The organism is Paraburkholderia sp. 22099 (assembly GCF_052045835.1).
GTDB lineage: Bacteria > Pseudomonadota > Gammaproteobacteria > Burkholderiales > Burkholderiaceae > Paraburkholderia > Paraburkholderia terricola.
Genome location: NZ_JBQEPU010000017.1, coordinates 61974 through 81555 on the forward strand (window position 1 = coordinate 61974; position 19582 = coordinate 81555).

Here is a 19582-nt window from a genome sequence, read left to right on the forward strand (position 1 = left end):
ATCTTGTTTTTCGATCACGCGATTGTGCCATGTGGCCATTACGCTGCGCTGACTCGATGTCGCGGGACTTCGTCACACCTCGATGCCGTATGCCGCGATCTTCTTGTAGAGGGTCGCGCGGCCCATGCCGATCTGCGTTGCCGTGTCGATCACGCGTCCGCCGTTGGCGCGCAAGGCGTCGCTCAGGAAGCGTTTCTCGAACGCCGCCATTGCGTCGCTCCATGACGCCGGTTCGGGCGCGCCCGTGGCCTCGTTCGCGGCGCGCGCAACAGAGACCGCCTCGGGCACGTAGGGACGGTGGCCGCCGCCCTGCGCGGAGCCGACAAACGGCGCGAGCGCGCGCGCGTCGATCCGCTCGCTGTCGGCAAGCATCACGGCTCGCTCCAGCGTATTGCGCAATTCGCGCACGTTGCCGGGCCATGCGTACGAACACAGCAGCCGCAGCGCATCGTCCTGCAATTCGAAGTGACGGCCGCCGCGCGCCTGCATCGATAGCTCTTCGAGCATCGCGTAGGCCAGCGCCTCGATATCGGCGAGACGCTCGCGCAATGCGGGCGCGTGGATCGTCAGCACATTGAGCCGGTAAAACAGGTCCGCGCGAAAGCGCCCCGCCGCGACCAGCGCCGGCAGATCAGCCGACGTCGCGGCGATGATGCGCACGTCCGCGCGCACGATCCGGTTCGAGCCGAGCGGCTCGAACTCCTTGTCCTGCAACACGCGCAACAGCTTGCCCTGCAAAGGCAGGGGCATGTCGCCGATCTCGTCGAGAAACAGCGTGCCGCCGTTCGCCAGCTCGAACTTGCCGACGCGCCCTTTACGGTCCGCGCCGGTGTAGGCACCGGGCGCGGCGCCGAAGAATTCGACTTCGAGCAAACTATCCGGAATCGCCGCGACGTTGACGGTCACGAGCGGCTGATTGGCCCGCGCCGAGCCGCCGTGAATCGCATGCGCGAGCAACTCCTTGCCGGTGCCGGTTTCGCCCAGCAGCAGCACGGGCGATTCGAGTTGCGCCGCGCGGCGCGCCTGGCGCTTCACTTCGAGGCTCGCCGGGCTCGTGCCGACGAAACTGCCGAACGTATATTTGGCGCGCCGCGCCTGCGCGAGTGACTGACGCGTCGCGATCAGTTCCTGCTGCACGCGCGAGTAGTGGGAAAAAAGCGGTGTCAGCGCCTTGAGTTCGTCGAACAGCGCGAAGCCGACCGCGCCGACGGTTTGTCCCGCATCGTCCTTCAGCGGCAGACGCGTGACGACGAGCGGCTCGCGGTCGGTTTCGAGAATATCGAGCAGGATCGGCTTGCCGGTGGTCACGACTTCGCGCATCAGGCTGTTCGGAATCACCGCTTCGCAATCGCGGCCAATGGCCTGCTCGGGGTCGGCAAAACCGAAACGCGCCGCATAGCGCTTGTTGATCCAGACCACGCGCGCGTCCGCATCGACGATGAACGTGCCTTCGCTGAAATTTTCGAACGTGCGGAACAGCGAATCCATCGCGCGGCGCAGTACGTCGCCATAGGCGGCGGGAAGGCCCGCCCAGTCGTTCATCATCGTGTCGCTGTCTCCAGGTATCGTTCTATTGTGGCTGTCTCAATTCGGAGACGAGCTTATCTCATCCACGAGATCGCCAGCAAGCTTGTCGCATAAGGGTTTAACCTGTAATGCGCGTATGTTCAGCTGATTTGCGTCCCGATTTGGAGACGTTTGGGTACAATCGCCCGCAGCGCGTTTCGAACTTCGGCCGGCGGAATCACCAGGCGGGCCGCTGCGGCGTGTGTGGCATGGAACCTGCATTCCCACGCCGCCATGCCGTCGCCATCGGGACGGCGTACACGTAGAACAACCAAGCTTTGGAGACTCAATGTCCTTTGTTATCGTCCTCGCCGCGCTGGCGTTTCTGATGTTTGCCGCCTATCGCGGCTACAGCGTCATTCTGTTCGCGCCGGTCGCCGCGCTCGGCGCCGTTCTGCTGACCGACCCTTCCGCCGTCGCTCCGGTGTTCTCCGGCATCTTCATGGAGAAAATGGTCGGCTTCGTGAAGCTGTACTTCCCCGTGTTTCTGTTGGGCGCCGTGTTCGGCAAGGTCATCGAACTGTCGGGGTTCTCGGAGTCGATCGTGGCCGCCGCGATCCGCTATATCGGCCGCTCGCGCGCCAATGCGGTGATCGTCGCGGTGTGCGCGCTGCTCACCTACGGCGGCGTCTCGCTGTTCGTGGTGGTGTTCGCGGTGTATCCGTTCGCCGCCGAACTCTACCGTCAGAGCAACATTCCGAAGCGCCTGATGCCTGGCGCGATCGCGCTCGGCGCGTTCTCGTTCACGATGGATTCGCTGCCGGGCACGCCGCAGATCCAGAACATCATCCCCACCACGTTCTTCAAGACCACCTCGTGGGCCGCGCCCGCGCTCGGCGTGATCGGTTCGCTGTTCATCATCGTGGTGGGCCTTTCGTATCTGGAGTGGCGCCGCCGCGCGGCGATGGCGGCCGGCGAAGGTTACGGCACGGAACTCGTCAACGAGCCGGAGCGCGTCGAATCGAAGCAATTGCCGCATCCGCTGCTGGCGCTCGCGCCGCTGGTGCTGGTCGGCGTCGCGAACTTCCTGCTGACCCGCTGGATTCCGAACTGGTACGGCGCGTCGTACTCGGTTCCGCCGGAAATCCTGCCGGGCGTGCATGCACCCATCACGACGACGATCAAGAGCGTGGTCGCGATCTGGGCCGTCGAAGGCGCGCTGCTGCTCGGCATCGTCATGGTCGTGGCGACGGCGTTCGGCCGCGTGCGCGAGCGTTTCGCGATCGGCACCAAGGCCGCGGTGGCGGGCGCGCTGCTGGCTTCGTTGAATACCGCGTCGGAGTACGGCTTCGGCGGGGTGATCGCGGCCTTGCCGGGCTTTCTGGTGGTTAGCGACGCGTTGAAGAGCATTCCCAATCCGCTCGTCAACGCAGCGGTGTCGGTGAGTTCGCTGGCGGGTATCACGGGTTCGGCGTCGGGCGGCATGAGCATCGCGCTCGCGGCCATGTCCGACGTGTTCATCAAGGGCGCGGAAGCCGCGCATATCCCGATGGAAGTGCTGCACCGGGTCGTCGCAATGGCGAGCGGCGGCATGGACACGCTGCCGCACAACGGCGCGGTCATCACGCTGCTGGCGGTGACGGGCTTGACGCACCGTCAGTCGTATCGCGACATCTTCGCGGTGACGGTGATCAAGACGCTGGCGGTGTTCTTCGTGATCGCGGTTTATTACCTGACCGGACTGGTTTGAGCGGACATGCGTGGCCGCGGCGTGAAGGCGGGGCAAAGTAACGGCGTCAGGAGTTTTGATCGGTTACTTTGTCACCCTGCTTTCTCAACCCAACCGGCGCGCATTGCATGAGCTCAACCCCCGCTTTCTGGATGATCCCCGCGGCACCGACTCCGGTCGGTCCGTTTTCCCATGCCACCGAAGCCGACGGCTGGGTATTCCTCACCGGCCAGATGCCGACCTGGCCGACCGACGACACCGCCCCGCTGCCCGACGGCGTCGTCGCCCAGACCCGGCGCGTGATGGACAACCTCGTGCTGGTCCTCGAAGGACTCGGCCTCGGTCTGCCGAACGTGGTTGCCGCGCGCATCTTCCTGACCGAGTTCAAGCGCGACTACGCGGCCATGAACGACACCTACCGCGCCTATTTCCCCGCCGACGCGCTGCCCGCGCGAACCTGCATCGGCGTCACGGCGTTGGCGCGCGACGCGCTGGTCGAGATCGACTTCATCGCCAGGCGACCGGCCTGATCGGCCATCCGCCCCGCATAAAACAACCCTGCGTTAACGGCGCACGGCGGTATAAACCTGAGTGGTTTACTGGGAAACCCTCAAGCGCGCGAGGTTAATTGTCGTTATTGCTGGCAAGACGTAAGCACCACGCTCACCTCCTCGGTGAGCACCAGCAAGGAAAGCCATGCGCAATAACCAGCCTGTCACCGGGCACGAGTACGAATACCCCTCGTCGCAAATGCTCGTTTCCGCGACCGACCTCACCGGCCGCATCCAGTATTGCAATCCCGCCTTCATGGCCGTCTCGGGCTTCACGCGCGACGAGCTGATCGGTCAACCGCATAACCTGATCCGTCATCCGGACATGCCGCGCGAAGCCTTCGCCGACCTGTGGACGACGATCCGCGACGGCCGTCCGTGGACCGCCCTCGTCAAGAACCGCCGCAAGAACGGCGACCATTACTGGGTCAAGGCAAACGTCACGCCGGTCGTGGAGAAAGGCGCCGTGGTCGGCTATCTCAGCGTGCGCGTGAAGCCGGAGCGCGACGCGGTGCGCGCCGCCGAGGCGCTGTATGCGCGCATGCGCGGCGGCGAGTCGCCTGGCGTGAAGTTGCGTCGCGGCGTGGTGGTGCGCACCGGCCTGGCCGGACGTTTGCAGGCGCTGATGCGTCTGCCGGTCGCCACGCGCGCGGCGGCCGGCTATGCGGTCACGCCGCTGGCGCTGCTGCTGACCGGCCTCGCGGCCTGGCAAGGCGCGCCGCCCGCGCCGTTCTGGCTCGCGTTCGGCGTCACGACGGCGCTCAGTATCGTGTCGTGGCGGTTGCTGGACCGGCAACTCGCCGCGCCGATCCGCGACGTGTCCGGTTTCGCGACCCGTATCGCCGCCGGCGATCTGACGGCCGATCTGGAGATCGCGCGTCATGACGACCTCGGCGAGGTGATGCAGGCCTTGAACCAGTTGAAGGCGAATCTCGCGGCGATCGTCTACGACGTGCGCGCGCAGATCACCGGCATGCTCGAGAACGCGCGCGAGATTTCCAGCGGCAATGTCGATCTCGCGCGCCGCACCGAATTGCAGGCGGCCTCGCTGGAGGAAACCGCCGCCACCATGGAAGAGTTGACCACCACCGTGCAGGCCAATGCCGACGCCAGCGTGCGCGCGCTCGATCTGGCAAAGGAGGCGCAAGCGGCGGCCGCCGTCGGCGGCAAGATCGCGGGCCAGGTCGAGCAGACGATGGCCGGCATCACCGCGGCGTCGAGGCGCATTGCGGACATCACGGGCGTAATCGACGGCATCGCATTCCAGACTAATATTCTGGCGCTGAATGCCGCCGTCGAAGCAGCGCGCGCGGGCGAGGCGGGCCGCTCGTTCGCGGTCGTCGCGGGCGAGGTGCGCACGCTCGCGCAACGTTGCGCGGCGTCGTCGAAGGAAATCAAATCGGTGGTCGAGGCAAGCGCGACCGAAATGGCGGCGGGCACCGAACTGGTTGCTCGCACCACGTCGCAAATGCGTGTGATCGACGAGGCGGTAAGCCGCGTGTCGTCGATCATCGTGGAAGTGGCGAATGCGAGTAGCGAACAGGCTGAAGGCATCCGCCAGGTGAATCAGGCGGTCTCGCATCTGGACGGCGCCACGCAGCAGAATGCGGCGCTCGTCGAGCAGGCCGCGGCCACCGCGCAGCGCCTCGCGGAACAGGCCGACGTGCTCGATGAAGCGGTGCGTCTATTCACCGTCGCCGAGGCAGCGCCCGCGCAACGCGCCGCCACGCCGAAGCGTCAAGCGCTCGCGTCGAACGGGACACACAAGCCCGCGCCCGGAATCGCACGCGATGCGGAGCGAGCCGAAGCCACATTGGTCTGATAGATCGGCATTAGTCCCATCTCGACAGGGGGGTAGCGACGCCTCAGGATTGACCCGTCAGCGCCCAATTTGCAACGGGCCGGCTGACCCGAGTAACAACGGCGTTTAACGGCCCGTCCCATTCCGGACGGGCTATTTTTTTGCCACGTCGCGGCGCCTGCCGTAATCGTTGAAGTTCGGCTTTGCCGGCAGGCCAGGCGGCGAGGCTAGTGGTGAGGGAATACGGGAGCCGTCGGCCGCGGATCGCCGCGCGATGCTACGCTACGCAGGCAGCGCTTCGAGCCACCTTCGAGCCACATGCGCCACGCGCGCACAGGGTTGCACGGAGCGCGAACCTTCCACCGATCCCCGTAACAGGAGGCCGACGTGACCCCATCCGACGCTCCGGCAACCAACCTGCTGTCCGCGCACTTCGCCGACATGGCGCGCAACAACGCGTGGTCGAATTTGCGCCTTTACCGCGCTTGTCTCACCTTGACTGACCAGGCGTTCGCCGAACACCGGGTGAGTTTCTTCCCGTCGCTGCAACTCACGTTGAATCACATTCTTCTGGTGGACCGGTATTACTTCGATGCGCTCGTCGACGGCGGCGAGGGCCTCACCATTTTCGACAACGAACTGCCCTATCCTCGCGCAGCCGAGCTGTGGGATGCACAAGCGCGAAGCGACCAGCAACTGCTGGCTTTTTGCGAATCGCTTCGCGACGAGGATTTGCACCGCGAAGTGCGCATCGATCGCGGACCAGCGGTCGGCGTGCAGCGCGAGAAAATCGGCGGCGTGCTGCCGCATGTTTTCGTCCACCAGATTCATCATCGCGGGCAAGTCCACGCGATGTTGAGCGGCACGACGGCCGCGCCGCCGCAACTCGACGAGTTTTTCCTCGCTGCCGACGCGCCGTTGCGCGTCGCCGAATTGCGCGATCTGAACAGCATGCGTGAGTCTGCATGAGTCGCAACGCATACCCCGATAGACCCGCCTGCGCCTAACCGAAGCGCGCGTCATGCGCATGACAGCCGGGCAGAACGATTGCACCGCCGAGGGGCACGAAAAATGCGTCCGCCTCTCGCGGGAGTCGCGTTAAACTGGTTGTCACAGCCGCATGTCACCTCTCCCGCTGCCCGGCGAGCCGCGCCAGCCAACGCGCTGCGCACGGCGCAAGGGCGGCGTCACGGCAAGCGGCAAATGAACGGGCGCACGAGCAAGCGTGAACATGGCGCGACAGACGGCGCGCTATCCTGCCCGTACAATGATTCGATCAACAACGGAACAAGGACAACTTCGATGCGCACTACCGGGTCCTCCGGGTCAATGGCCCTGCTCACCGAATACGACGACGCAACGGCGCGCGAACTCCGCTCGCTGCGCCTCGAATCGACAGAAGACGGCAAAGGCATTCTTCTGGTCGAAGTCGACGAGCGCAAGCCTGGCATTCATCGTGAAGTGCGCTATGAAATCACGCCCGCCGAGTTGATTGCCGCGATTCGCGCGCATGGCGCCGAATTACCCGGCGAACAGCATAATCATCGTCAATGAGTTTGGGAGCGCGCGGCGTTCGCGCGCGAGCGCCTCATGGCCTGATGCCGTATGTCGTGCGTTGCAGGCAGTACGCCGCATGCGGCATGAGTGTCGCCGCCCGAGTCGAGCGCGGTAACAAGTCGTCAACGCACTCGTGCTTTTATTTCCGCCACTTGCATCGCGCGCCGGCGTCAATCCTTTTACTTGTTTTGCTCGCGCTTCGAATCCACGCTTCTAGTTGCTTCGGCAACACCGCGATAGCGCTTTCACCCCACGAATAACGGGCATCGTTTCAGAGCGTTTGCACGCCTTGAAAATGCGTCCATAATTCCTGAATTCTCCCTTTGCATTCCCTACCTGCGCCGCTCCCGAAAGGGCTGCGGATGTAAGCCGATGCTACATGACCTCGTCGAGCAATACGGGCCGGCGCTCATTTTCGTCAACGTGCTGGCCGCCTCCCTCGGGTTGCCGGTGCCGGCGATGCCGTCGCTCGTGCTGTTCGGCGCGATGGCGGCCATGCATCCCGGCTCGGTGGGCACGCAGTTGATGCCGGTCCTCATCCTGTCGATCTTCGCCACGCTGATCGGCGACAGCGCGTGGTATCTCGCCGGCCGCGTGTACGGCGGCAACACGCTGAAGGCGATCTGCCGCCTGTCGCTCTCGCGTGACACCTGCGTGAAGAAGACCGAGCGCTTTTTCGGCCGCTGGGGTGTGCGCGTGCTGGCCGTGGCGAAGTTCGTCCCCGGCCTCGCGATCGTGTCGATTCCGATGGCCGGCGCAATGGGCACCCGCTATCGCACGTTTCTCACTTACGACAGCATCGGCGCCGCGCTGTGGTCCGGCACGGGTCTGATCATCGGCGCATTGTTCGCCGAGCAGATCGACATGCTGTTCGCCGCCGCCGGGCGCCTCGGCCGAACGGCGGGCCTCGTGGCCGTCGCGTTGCTGCTGCTGTACGGGACTTATCGGTGGGTGCGCCGGCGTCAGTTGATTTCGAAGCTCGCGTCCGCACGCATGGAAATCGACGAGCTGGCCTCGCTGGTTGCGGCGGGCAACACGCCGGTGCTGTTCGACATCCGTTCGCACGAAAAGCGCAAACTCGATCCGTTCGTGATTCCGGGCTCGCAATTCGCCGACGAACGGCAGCTCGAAGCGATCATCGCGGCCTATCCGCGCGATCAGAAGATGGTGATCTACTGTTCGTGCCCGAACGAGATTTCTGCGGCATGGATGGCCAAGCAGTTGAACGGAGCCGGCTTCTCCGACGTGCTGCCGCTGCGCGGCGGCATGGAAGCCTGGCGCGACTCGGGCAAGCCGGTTGAAGCGCTGGCCCACGTGCCGCCGCCCGAAGTGGCGGTCGAGGACGTCGCGCCCAAGGCCGTGTAGCGCGGCGGCGCATCCGCATTTTCGCGCGCTCGGCGCGCCGCGCCGCTTGATCCCGTTCGACCAATCAAATGAACTCCCGTAGGAGCGGTTCAATGCTTTCGACTCAAGAAGCTGAAGGGCAACAGCAGGCGGTCGTCGCCGATGCGCCGTTTTCGTCGCTCTCCACCCGCACGCACCAGATGTATCCCACGCTCACGGCCGCGGAAATCGATCGCCTGCGCCGGTTCGGCGAAGTGGGTCACTGGGAAACCGGTGAACTGCTGTTCGAAACGGGCCGGCCCGGTCCCGGCATGTTCGTGCTGCTGGAAGGACGCGTGAAGATCTATCAGCGCGACGGCATCGGGCGCGAACTGCTGATCGGCGAGCATGGCGCCGGGCGTTTTCTTGCCGAGGTCGGCCAGTTGTCGGGGCGGCCCGCGCTGGTCAACGCCATGGCGCTTTCCGCGGTGGACGCGCTGCTGATTCCGCCGGAAGGGCTGCGCGCGCTGATCGTCGCCGAAGCGGAACTCGGCGAGCGCATCATGCGCGCGCTGATCCTGCGGCGCGTGGGGCTGATCGAAAAAGGCGCGGGCGGCCCGATCCTGATCGGCAACAGCACCGACCCGCGGCTCGTCATGCTGCAAGGCTTCCTGTCGCGCAACGGGCATCCCCATTCCGTCATCGACGAGCGCGATGAAGACGCGCTGCATCTGATCGAGCAATTCGCCGCGCGCAAGGAAGACATGCCGCTGGCGATTTGCCCGGACGGCTCGGTGCTGCATCATCCGAGCATGCCGGAACTCGCCACCTGCCTGGGCTTGCTGCCCGATCTCGACGATTCTCACGTGTACGACGTCGCGATCGTCGGCGCCGGACCGGCCGGCCTCGCCACCGCCGTGTACGCCGCGTCCGAGGGACTGTCGGTGATCGTGCTAGACAGCCGCGCGCCGGGCGGCCAGGCGGGCGCCAGTTCGCGGATCGAAAACTACCTCGGCTTTCCGACCGGCATCTCCGGCCAGGCGTTGGCGGGCCGCGCGTTCGTGCAGGCGCAGAAGTTCGGCGCGCATGTCGCGATTCCGGTTCACGTGAAGGCGCTGCGCTGCGAGCAGTCGCCGTATCAGCTCGAACTGAAGTGCGGCGGCCATATCACGGCCCGCGCCATCGTGATCGCAAGCGGCGCGGTCTATCGGCGGCCCACGCTCGAGGGGCTCGACCGCTTCGAAGGGCGCGGCGTCTATTACTGGGCGTCGCCGGTCGAAGCCAAGCTGTGCAAGCGCCAGGACGTCGTGCTGGTGGGCGGCGGCAATTCGGCCGGCCAGGCGATCGTCTATCTGGCGACGCACGCGGCCAATGTGCACGTGCTGATTCGCCGGAGCGGCTTTGAGGCCACCATGTCGCGCTATCTGATCGACCGCATCCGCTCGCTGCCGAATGTGTTCGTGCATCCGAACTCGGAGATCGGCCGGCTGGCGGCGGACGACAGCGGGCTCGCGTCGGTGAGTCTGAAACGGCCTTTGCCGGACGGCACCGATCATTTCGACACGCGGCATCTGTTCCTCTTCACCGGCGCGGACCCGAATACCGACTGGCTGCGCACCTGCGGCGTGAAGCTGGATGAAAAGGGCTTCGTGATCACGGGCACCGGCCGGGACGGCGCGTCCGTCTGCGATCTCGCCACGACGGTCGACGGTGTGTACGCGATCGGCGACGCGCGCGCGGGGTCGACGAAGCGTGTGGCGGCCGCCGTCGGAGAAGGGGCGGCCGTGGTTGCGCAGATCCATCAGATGCTGGCGGCGTCGGCCGGGGAAGCGGTGGCCTTGGGGGCCTGAGCGGCACGCCGCGGGTAAGGCAATGAACTGGCGGGTAACGGCCCGGTTATCGACGGGGTTACTGCCTGGGTTACTGCCTGTTACACACGCGTTCAACTGGTAGCACCTGCTTCTCTTTCTACTTCGTAAGATTGTCGTTAGCCATTCGACAGCGAATGGCCCGCTCTTTCGGAACAGGAGACAAGCCATGCTCAAACGCGCAATCGTATTTGCCGCCCTCGGCCTCGCGGCCGCCGGCGCGTCGACTGCCGCCCTGGCCGGCGTGGACGTGGGCGTGTTCGTCAATACGCCCGGACCCATGTATGCGCCGCCGCCGGTGATCTACGCGCCGCCGCCGCCGGTGGTCTACTCGCCGCCCGTCGTCTACGCGCCTCAGCCGGTTTATAGCTACGGCGACGGCCACGGGTATCGGGGCGATTACTACCGCGAGCGCCGCTGGCATCATGACCACGGTCATCATCGCGGCTGGGATAAGCATGGGCGGGGCTGGTAACGCGTCTATCGCGTTGCCCCGCGGTTGGCCGGGTTTGCTTGATCCTCGCGCCGGTTCATCTGCGGTAATTCACGCTAAAGTAGCGGCTGCCGACCCATGCCGGACCCTGTGTCCGCTCCCCTCGCCGTCACTCACTGACCACAATCCGCGTGAAGATGCTTCCGCTATCCGCAGCACGCACCCTGCATCTGGCCGCGCAAGGCTTGCTGACGCCGCCGCGCCGCAAGGCCGCCAAGGCCGATGTGCTCGACGCCATCCGCCGCATGACGCAACTGCAGATCGACACGATTCACGTCGTCGCGCGCAGTCCCTACCTCGTGCTGTTCAGCCGGCTCGGCGCGTATCCGCAGCAATGGCTCGACGAGCATCTCGCCGAGGGCAAGCTGTTCGAATACTGGTCGCACGAAGCCTGTTTCGTGCCGGTCGAGGATTACGGCCTGCTGCGTCACCGCATGCTCGACCCGAGCGGCATGGGCTGGAAATACGCGGCCGAGTGGCACAAGAAGCATCGCAAGGACATCGAGAAGCTGCTCGCGCATATCCGCGCGACCGGTCCCGTGCGTTCGGCGGATTTCGCCCGCGAAGCCGGCAAGAGCAACGGCTGGTGGGACTGGAAACCGGAAAAGCGTCACCTGGAAGTGCTGTTCGCGATCGGACAATTGATGGTCGCGGAGCGGCGCAATTTTCATCGCGTCTACGATCTGACCGAGCGCGTGTTGCCGGACTGGGACGACGCGCGCGATCTGCCGCCGGCGCACACCGTGACCGAGGAAGCGCTACGCCGCACCTGCCGCGCGCTCGGCGTCGCGCGCGCCGATTGGGTCGCCGATTACTACCGGCTGCCGCGCCGCCCGTATCGGGACGAACTGCATGCGCTCGCCGACGCCGGCGAGTTGATCCCGGTGAAAGTGGACGGCTGGAAGCAGGACACGTTCGTCCATCACGAGTTCGCCGCGATGCTCGACGACGCCGCGAGCGGCAAGCTCGCTTCCACGGTCACCACGGTGCTGTCGCCCTTCGATCCGGTGGTGTGGGACCGCAAGCGCGCCGCCGCGCTGTTCGACTTCGACTACGCGATCGAATGCTATACGCCCGCCGCGAAGCGCAAATACGGTTACTTCGTATTGCCGCTGCTGAGCCGGGGACGCCTGGTCGGCCGCGTGGATGCGAAGGCGCATCGCACGCAAGGCGTGTTCGAACTGAAGTCGCTGCACGTCGAACCGGGCGTGCGCGCGAGTGCGCGTCTCGCCGCCGATCTGCGCCGCGCGTTGCAGCGTTGCGCCGACTGGCACGGCACGCCGCAACTTCAAATCACGTCCGCGCCGCCGGAGTGGCTAGCGGCGCTAAGCGCGGACAGCGGCGCGCCAGCCTGAGCGGACGGCAACGGCACACGCTCAATGCAGCGCCGTCCACGCGAGCGACAAGGAAAACACGCCCAGCACGATCGACGCGCCGCGCTGCATCTTCACCGGATTGAGCCAGCCGAGCTTGCCGCTGCCGAGCGCCGCGCCGAACGCGATCCAGGCGAGCGCGATCGGCACCAGCAGGCACGCGAACATCAGCATCGAGAAGACATAAGCCGGCAGATGCGCGAAGGCGATCGCCGGAAAGATCGTGCCGGCGAACAGCAGGCCTTTCGGATTCAGCAGCGTCGCGACGAATAGCGTGCGCATGCCGTTCGCCCGCTGCGTCGAGTCGGGCAAGGCGACCGCCGCGCGCCACATGTCGACGGCAAGATAGGCGACGTACAGGCCGGCCGCCACGCGCAGCAGCGAGGGCAACCAGGGCAGCGCGTGCGCGGCTTGCGCGAGAAACCGCCCCCACACGGAGATCGACACGAAATAGCCACCCAGCTCGGCGGCGATCAGCGGCAACGAGCGCCGCACGCCCTGGCGCAAGCCGGCCGCGGCAAGCAGCGTATTGGTGGGCCCCGGCGTCATCAGCACGACGACGATACCGATGGCCAGCAATGCGATAGCGGAGGCGGAAAGCATAGAAAAAAGGCGCAATGTTGGAAACAGTGCGCCTTTTTATCACACGGAGCGAGTGCGCCGAAATTCAGCGCTCATGCCCGCTCCTGAACCCGGGAACCGCGAGGCGCCGACAGGCGCCGCGTTCAGCGATCGAGCTTCGCGCGTAATTCGCGAGCGGCTTCCAGCAGCCCTTCATAGCCGGAACGCGCATGCTCCGGCAGATCGGGATCGCCGACCAACGTGCCGAGCGTCTCGATCAGGCTATACAGAATGCCTCTTGCAGCACCCGAAGCAATGCCGCCTGACGATACCTGCTGATTCACGTGGCTCAGCGCTGCGTCGAGGTGTTCCAGGTCGGGCCGGTCGTCCGGGGGCGGCTTAGGCGATACGTCTTGCGTCATGATGAAACATCTCTCCTGTTGAAGCATCGATGAACCCGTCATCCTTTCACGTTGTTATATACCGATCGTGCGTTGCCGTCCATTCGTGATGGGCATGAGCGCGATCCACGTCAAGGCGTCCATCGATACATCAGGATTTTTGCGCGGGCGTCGTCTTCGAGCAGCACGACGTACTCGCCGTTGCCGCGCTGCACGGCGCTGATGCCGAGATACACGTCCACCCAGCCGCTGGTGTTGCCGACACTCGCGCCCGGCGTCATGTAGCCGACCGCCTGGCCGGTACGCGCGTCGTACACGTCCACCTTTGCCGTGTACAACTCCGCGACGAAAATGTAATTGCCCGCCACCGCGACGCCCACCGTAGTCGTCTGCGGCGTGCTCTGCGTGTTCCACGGCAGCGAAACCGTGTACTGCTGCGACGGCGTGCCGGAACTCCAGTTGTCGTAACGCGCGAGCACCGGACCGGCCTCCTTCCAGTGCGTCGAATCCCACGGGATCGCGCTCGTGAAGCCGGAGATGTACATGGTGTCGGTCTCCGCGATGTAGACCATTCGCGCGATCCGCGTGAACGGCTGCGGCATCGCGAACATCTTCGAACTCGCATACGTGTAGATCGGATTGCCGGCGGAATCGAGACCCTGCAACGGCATCTCGCGGATGCCGCTCGTCGGCGTGGCGAGCCACACGTTGCCCGGCGTATCGACCCACCAGAAGCCGTTGCCGACCGTGCTGCCCGTCGACGGATTGCTGCTGATCTCGCTGGCGTCGACCGTGCCGTTGCCATTGCCGTCGCGCCACAACCATTCGCCATACGTCGGCTGCCCCGAGGGCCACGTGCCCGGCAGCGGATTCTGCGCGAGCAGACCGGAGGGAATCGCCATCTCCCCATGCGCGGAGTCGAACCGGTAGACGTTCAGATAATGCGCGCCCGGATCGAGCGTATAGAGAAACGGCTGGCCGTTGATTCGCCGCACCATCGGCTCGCCGCGCACGCCGCGCGGCTGGTGAAACGTGGGGTCGCCGGGATAATCGAAGCGATTGAGCGTAAATGCCGCATACGACCATTCGCGGCCGGGCGGCTGACTGTAGTCGAGCGTGAAACGCTTGGAGCCGGTGTACACCGAGCCGGGGTTGGCCGGATCGAAGGCTGCGCTATCGAGGAAGGTCAGGCCGTACAGACGCCAGTTGAGCGTGCGCGAACTCGACACATAGCTTTCGAGCACCGCGCCCTGACCGACCGACGCCGAGCCGATCGGCCTCGGCCCTTCGCCGTTCTGCGCCACATAGAGATTGCCCGCCGGATCGACGCCGATGCCCGTCACGCCATTGAAGCGCCCGTTGCCGGGCACGCCCTTGATCACATGGAAGATGCCATTGCGAGTGCCGAGCGGCGCGGCGGCTTGCGGCTTGCCGTTGGCGTCCTTGGTGAAGACGAGAATCTGCTGCGATGGCCCGATGTCGGCCACGAGAATCTGCCCGGACGGCGTGACCGTGATGTCGGCCGGCACCGCGCCCGCCGGCAACGTCAAGGTGCCTGAAAGCGGAGCGCCGTTGGCGGCGTAGTGCGAAATGACCGGCGTTCCCGATGAAACGCCGCCGATCACCCAGAGCGTCGAATCGGTGTCCACCGCGATACGTCCCGGCGAGTTCGCGCTCCACGAGCGCAAGCGCTGCATCGAGACCGCATCGAATACGACGATCCGGTTCGCGTAGGTATCCGCCACGTACAACTCGCTCTCGGTGGCGGCCAGGCCGCGAATGCCGGCGTCGGTGCCGGTCGTCACCGTGTCGAGCAGCAGAAAACTGTTCTTCGTCGCATTGGCGCTGTTGCCGATGCCGCCGGTGAACGGCGCGCCGACCGCGATATTGCCCAGCGTGCGGCGCGTGATGCCGAACCATGTCTGTCCCGCCGGCGGATAGTCGGCGCCGACCAGCCTGTTGTTTTCGCTGCCGATCGACATCGCCGCGTACAGGTACGTACGATTCACCGCGACCGCATCGCCGCCCGCGGCGCCCCAGCCATGCGTCGAGCCGGCCACGGCGATCTTGTCGCCGGCGCGATAAGCGGCGATTTCACTGCCGCTTTCGTCCCACGGCGCATTGGTGTAAACGGTGCCGTCGGCACCCACGCTAATGGCCTGAATATCCTGCTGCACCCATTTGCCGTCGCCAAAGCCGAAACTATTGCCGATCCATGAAGTGGTGTAATTCAGTTGCGATTGGGCAAATGCACCAAGGGGAAGCAGGCCGAGTAAAAAAAAGACAACTCCGCCTAAGCGAGTGAATAATTTCACGACGATATTCCTTGCGAAGTGCGAAAGCGCACAGCCAGCGTATCCGGCGCGCTTTCGCGTGTATGCGGATAGCTTGGCGTGTCGCAACTATCGTGCACGGTAGACGTTGGCGTTGATCGTCGCATAGAAAACGCGGAAATTTATTGGTAAAAAAATTCGGGTAATTTTTTAAGCGGCCGAATGGGTATTTGATCGGCATACCACTTGTGCGGCAATTCGGCGCGGCAATTCGAGCGTTATTGGCTTTTCAATTAGCGTGAGCGAATTCCTCGGCCGCCGCCGCAATCAGCACTTGCCTACGCGTGGTCTGGTAGCGATCAGCGGGCTCAACGAGCCGATGGCGGTGTGGCGGACGGCCGCGCTGGCCTGCGTGATGTATGCGAGCGCGGCGGAGGCTGGCCGCGTTCGCGGCCCTCGCTCCACTCCATTGCGCGGCGAAAACCGCGGTGCGGCTCGACGCTCGCGCCGCCGCGAACTTCAGGCTTGAACGGCAACCGCGGCTTGCGCGGCAGCGGCACTTTCCGCAGCCGTGACGGCCGGCGACACGATCGCCGGCTGCCCCGTCTGCCGGCGCGAACGGCCTGAACTCAGATAATCGGCAATCGAATCCTGCGTGACTTCGCCGACGTAACGTCCGTCGCCGTCCATTACCGGCATCCATGACGAGTTGAACTGGTACATCTTCGATAGCACGATGCGCAAATGCTCGTCGGCGCTGACCGTCGCCTTGAACGCGCTCAGATGATCGCCGCACACGCCCTGCCCCGCGCGCGCCGCGCGGCGCGTCACATAACCCAATGCCTGGCGGTTTTGGTCGACGATGGTCAGATAGCGGCTGTCGCTGTCGTCCATCATCTGGAACGCGCGCGCGATCGGCGTATCCGCACGCGCGGTTTCCGGTTGCGTGGCCGCGTCGCCGGCCTTCACCAGCAAGAGACGCTTCAACGTGCTGTCCTGCCCGACGAACGCGCCGACGAATTCGTCGCGCGGGTGCGCGAGCAGCGTATCGGGATGATCGTATTGCACCAGTTGACCACGACGGAACACGGCCACGCGATCGCCCAACTTGATCGCCTCGTCGATATCGTGGCTCACCATGATCACCGTCTTGTTCAACTGACGCTGCATCTGGAAGAACTCGTTCTGGATCGACTCGCGATTGATCGGATCGACCGCGCCGAACGGCTCGTCCATCAGCAACACCGGCGGGTCGGCGGCCAATGCGCGGATCACGCCGATACGCTGTTGCTGGCCGCCCGACAACTCGCGCGGATAGCGCTTCAAATACTGCTTCGGATCGAGTGCGACCATCGACATCAACTCCGTTGCGCGCTCGCGGCAACGCTTCTTGTCCCAGCCGAGCAGACGCGGCACGACCGTGATGTTCTCCTCGATCGTCATGTTCGGGAACAGGCCGATCTGCTGGATCACATAGCCGATGTGACGCCGAAGTTCGACTTCGTTCAGGCCCGACGTGTCCTCGCCGTCGATCAGCACGCGGCCCGAAGTCGGCGTGATCAGGCGATTGATCATCTTCAGCGTGGTGGTTTTGCCGCAGCCCGAGGGGCCGAGAAACACGCAGATTTCGCCCGCGCCCACCGTGAGGCTCACCGAGTCGACGGCGCGTACCTGCTGGCCGTCCTTCTGCGTAAACGTCTTGGTCAGTTTGTCGAGTTCGATCATGTCTTTTGCACTCCCTTCGGTGTCAGCAAGCGTTGCAGCGCTTGCAGCAGCAGGTCGGCGACGATCGCGAGCACGCTCACGAGCACCGCGCCCACCAACAGTTTCATCATGTTGCTCTGGCCGATCGCGCGAACGATCAGCGTGCCGAGGCCGCCCGCGCCGATCACCGCGGCAATCGTCATCACGCCGATGTTCATCACCACCGCGGTACGCACGCCGCCCAGAATCACGGGCACCGCGAGCGGCAAGTCGACGAGGCGCAGCCGTTGCCAGACCGTCATGCCGATACCGATGCCGGCTTCCTTGATGCCGGCGTCGACGTTGCGCAGCGCGAGGTAGGTGTTGCGCATGATCGGCAGCAGCGAATAGAGAAACACGGCGGTGATCGCGGGTACCGAGCCGATGCCCTGGCCGAAGCGCGAGAACACCGGAATCATCAAACCGAACAGCGCGATGGACGGCAAGGTCAGCACCACCGTCGCAATGCTCAATAAGGGCGTGGCAAGCCACTCGTGGCGGTTGATCACGATACCCAAGGGCACGCCGACGACGATCGCGCAGCCCACGGCGATCCCCACCAGCCACACGTGTTGCGCGGTGAGTTGCAGCAGTTCAGGCCAGTTGGCCGACAGATAGTCGAATACAGTCATAAATGGTCTCCGCTCAGGGCAACTCGTGCGTGCGCAGGAATTGCGCCGCGACTTCGCGCACCGGCTTGCCGTCGATGTCGACCTGCTTGTTCATGTCGAGCATGGTGTCGTTGTTCAGCGCGTCGGAGAGTGCGTTCAATTGCGTCGCGAGTTGCGGGTTCTGGTCGAGCGTCGCCTTGCGCACCACCGGCGTCGCGTTGTACGCGGGGAAGTAGTGGCGGTCGTCTTCGAGCGGCACGATGTTGAAGCCCTTCACGCGGCCGTCCGTCGTGTAGATCAGACCGATCGGCACCTGGTTGTTATGCAGCGCGGTGTAGACGAGCCCCGGATCCATCTGACGCGTTTCCGCGCGGCTGAACGCCATGCCGTACGCCGCTTCGAGCGGCTTCAAACCATCGGGACGATTGGCGAACTCCGCGTCCATCGCGAACACGTGCTTCTTTTTCGGCTCCGCCGCGATCTTCGCCGCGAGCTGCGAAATCGTGCGGATGCCGGTCTGCTGCGCCAGTTGCTGCGGCAAGCCGAGTGCGTACGTATTATTCAGCGGCGACGCATGCAGCCATACGAGACCGCGCTTCGCATCGAGCGCTTTCACGCGTTCGTACATCGTCTTCGGGTCGAGCTTCTCGGCGATCTTGTTGTAGACGATGGCCGCGGTGCCGGTGTATTCCCACACCACGTCGACCTGGCCGTTCTCCTGCGCGCTGCGCAACAGCGTGCTGCCGAGGCCGGTGCGTGCGTCGATCGTGTAGCCCTTCGAGCGCAGATATTGCGACGTGATTTCCGTCAGCACGTATTGCTCGGTGAAGTTCTTGCCGCCGAGCACGAGCGTCGCCGCGCCCGCGTGCAGACTCGCTAGAAGCAATGCGCCGGCTGCGATCCAGCGGCTGCGTTTGAACCGATTCATCATGCCGTCACCCCGCGTCGCGCGAGCAGATAGCGGCTGCTAGCGGAAACGATGCCGTCGAGCACCAGCGCGAGCATCGCGGTAGCCGCCGCGCCAAGCAGAAGCTGCTGCTGATTGTCCAGGTAGATGCCGGGGAAAATCAGCGTGCCGAGGCTGTCCGCGCCGATCAGATAGGCGAGCGGCGCGCTGCCCACGTTGATCGCGAGCGCGGTACGCACGCCGCCGATGATGATCGGCATCGCGTTGGGCAACTCGGCGCGCACCAGCGACTGCCAGGGCGTCATGCCGAGACCGCGCGCCGCTTCGCGCAGCGCGGGCGAGACGTTTTTCATGCCTTCGTAGGCATTGCGCGTGATCGGCAGCAACGACGCAAGAAACAGCGCGACGAGCGCCGGAATGTCGCCGATACCGAAGATGCCGAGCGCGATCGCCAGCACGGCCAGCGACGGAATCGTATTGCCGATGTTGAAGATCTGCATGAAGCGTTCGGCATGCCGCGCGAACGACGGGCGGCTCAGCAGCACGCCGGCCGGAATGCCGACCAGCAACGCGAGGGCCATCGAGTAACCGACCAGCAGCAGGTGCCGTTTCGTGTAGTAGACGAGATCGGGCGCGTACTGATGCAGTGCGCCGGGGTCGATCGCGCGCCACAGTAATGCGACGACGATACCGATGGCGACAAGACTGCCGATCAGCCTGGCAGGACGTTGAATCATGAAGATGCGCCTCCTTGTTCGAGCGGCGCGCGCAAATAGCCACGCCGCACAGGCGTCGTGACGACGCTGCGAATGGGAAGTTCGGGACGCGGCAGGTGCCGCGAGGTGAACCGAGTGGTGCCGGGGTTTTGTCTTGCCCGGCGCGAGG

The 19582-nt window shown here is 64.8% G+C and carries 17 protein-coding genes; 9 read left to right on the forward strand and 8 right to left on the reverse strand.

What is annotated here, in order from left to right:
- Positions 1 to 72: 72 nt before the first annotated feature.
- The gene (locus ACTJLC_RS17595; protein WP_083081827.1) at positions 73 to 1545 is read right to left on the reverse strand and encodes a sigma-54 interaction domain-containing protein; all 1473 of its coding nucleotides are present in this window, start codon (positions 1543 to 1545) and stop codon (positions 73 to 75) included.
- A gap of 310 nt (positions 1546 to 1855) precedes the next feature.
- Between ACTJLC_RS17595 and ACTJLC_RS17600 the strand changes: the two genes are divergently transcribed.
- The 9 genes from ACTJLC_RS17600 (at position 1856) to ACTJLC_RS17640 (ending at position 12183) form a co-directional block, all read left to right on the forward strand.
- Positions 1856 to 3256 (forward strand): GntP family permease, encoded by a 1401-nt coding sequence (locus tag ACTJLC_RS17600; protein WP_114164071.1) that lies wholly within the window; start codon positions 1856 to 1858, stop codon positions 3254 to 3256.
- A 107-nt stretch (positions 3257 to 3363) separates the two neighbouring features.
- The gene (locus tag ACTJLC_RS17605) at positions 3364 to 3765 is read left to right on the forward strand and encodes a RidA family protein (RefSeq protein WP_114164070.1); all 402 of its coding nucleotides are present in this window, start codon (positions 3364 to 3366) and stop codon (positions 3763 to 3765) included.
- A gap of 166 nt (positions 3766 to 3931) precedes the next feature.
- Positions 3932 to 5608, forward strand: a complete 1677-nt coding sequence (locus ACTJLC_RS17610; protein ID WP_114164069.1) for a methyl-accepting chemotaxis protein — start codon at positions 3932 to 3934, stop codon at positions 5606 to 5608.
- Positions 5609 to 5974: 366 nt separating this feature from the next.
- Positions 5975 to 6556 carry a DinB family protein gene (locus tag ACTJLC_RS17615; RefSeq protein ID WP_083081830.1) on the forward strand — a complete coding sequence of 194 codons (582 nt, stop codon included), beginning with the start codon at positions 5975 to 5977 and terminating at the stop codon, positions 6554 to 6556.
- Between the two features lie 333 nt (positions 6557 to 6889).
- Positions 6890 to 7141 carry a hypothetical protein gene (locus ACTJLC_RS17620; RefSeq protein WP_035560791.1) on the forward strand — a complete coding sequence of 84 codons (252 nt, stop codon included), beginning with the start codon at positions 6890 to 6892 and terminating at the stop codon, positions 7139 to 7141.
- Positions 7142 to 7516: 375 nt separating this feature from the next.
- Positions 7517 to 8509 carry a DedA family protein/thiosulfate sulfurtransferase GlpE gene (locus ACTJLC_RS17625; RefSeq protein ID WP_073429602.1) on the forward strand — a complete coding sequence of 331 codons (993 nt, stop codon included), beginning with the start codon at positions 7517 to 7519 and terminating at the stop codon, positions 8507 to 8509.
- A 92-nt stretch (positions 8510 to 8601) separates the two neighbouring features.
- The gene (locus ACTJLC_RS17630) at positions 8602 to 10317 is read left to right on the forward strand and encodes an FAD-dependent oxidoreductase (RefSeq protein WP_073429603.1); all 1716 of its coding nucleotides are present in this window, start codon (positions 8602 to 8604) and stop codon (positions 10315 to 10317) included.
- A gap of 187 nt (positions 10318 to 10504) precedes the next feature.
- The gene (locus ACTJLC_RS17635) at positions 10505 to 10810 is read left to right on the forward strand and encodes a hypothetical protein (protein ID WP_073429604.1); all 306 of its coding nucleotides are present in this window, start codon (positions 10505 to 10507) and stop codon (positions 10808 to 10810) included.
- Between the two features lie 149 nt (positions 10811 to 10959).
- A complete protein-coding gene (locus ACTJLC_RS17640) occupies positions 10960 to 12183 on the forward strand; it encodes a winged helix-turn-helix domain-containing protein (RefSeq protein WP_114164068.1) in 1224 nt (407 codons plus the stop codon).
- Positions 12184 to 12204: 21 nt separating this feature from the next.
- On the opposite strand, the gene ACTJLC_RS17645 is transcribed toward ACTJLC_RS17640, so the two are convergent.
- The 7 genes from ACTJLC_RS17645 to ACTJLC_RS17675 form a co-directional block, all read right to left on the reverse strand.
- Positions 12205 to 12804 (reverse strand): LysE family translocator, encoded by a 600-nt coding sequence (locus ACTJLC_RS17645; RefSeq protein WP_073429606.1) that lies wholly within the window; start codon positions 12802 to 12804, stop codon positions 12205 to 12207.
- 122 nt (positions 12805 to 12926) lie between these two features.
- A complete protein-coding gene (locus ACTJLC_RS17650) occupies positions 12927 to 13184 on the reverse strand; it encodes a hypothetical protein (protein WP_073429607.1) in 258 nt (85 codons plus the stop codon).
- A 110-nt stretch (positions 13185 to 13294) separates the two neighbouring features.
- Positions 13295 to 15478 carry a hypothetical protein gene (locus tag ACTJLC_RS17655; RefSeq protein WP_073429608.1) on the reverse strand — a complete coding sequence of 728 codons (2184 nt, stop codon included), beginning with the start codon at positions 15476 to 15478 and terminating at the stop codon, positions 13295 to 13297.
- A gap of 477 nt (positions 15479 to 15955) precedes the next feature.
- Positions 15956 to 17161, reverse strand: a complete 1206-nt coding sequence (locus tag ACTJLC_RS17660) for an osmoprotectant ABC transporter ATP-binding protein OsmV (RefSeq protein ID WP_073429609.1) — start codon at positions 17159 to 17161, stop codon at positions 15956 to 15958.
- The gene (locus ACTJLC_RS17665; RefSeq protein ID WP_083081837.1) at positions 17158 to 17811 is read right to left on the reverse strand and encodes an ABC transporter permease; all 654 of its coding nucleotides are present in this window, start codon (positions 17809 to 17811) and stop codon (positions 17158 to 17160) included. Before ACTJLC_RS17665 ends, ACTJLC_RS17660 begins: the two co-directional genes overlap by 4 nt.
- A gap of 13 nt (positions 17812 to 17824) precedes the next feature.
- The gene (locus ACTJLC_RS17670; protein WP_083081839.1) at positions 17825 to 18721 is read right to left on the reverse strand and encodes a glycine betaine ABC transporter substrate-binding protein; all 897 of its coding nucleotides are present in this window, start codon (positions 18719 to 18721) and stop codon (positions 17825 to 17827) included.
- The gene (locus ACTJLC_RS17675) at positions 18718 to 19434 is read right to left on the reverse strand and encodes an ABC transporter permease (RefSeq protein WP_083081840.1); all 717 of its coding nucleotides are present in this window, start codon (positions 19432 to 19434) and stop codon (positions 18718 to 18720) included. The genes ACTJLC_RS17670 and ACTJLC_RS17675 overlap by 4 nt, the downstream gene beginning before the upstream one ends.
- Between the last annotated feature and the right edge of the window lie 148 nt (positions 19435 to 19582).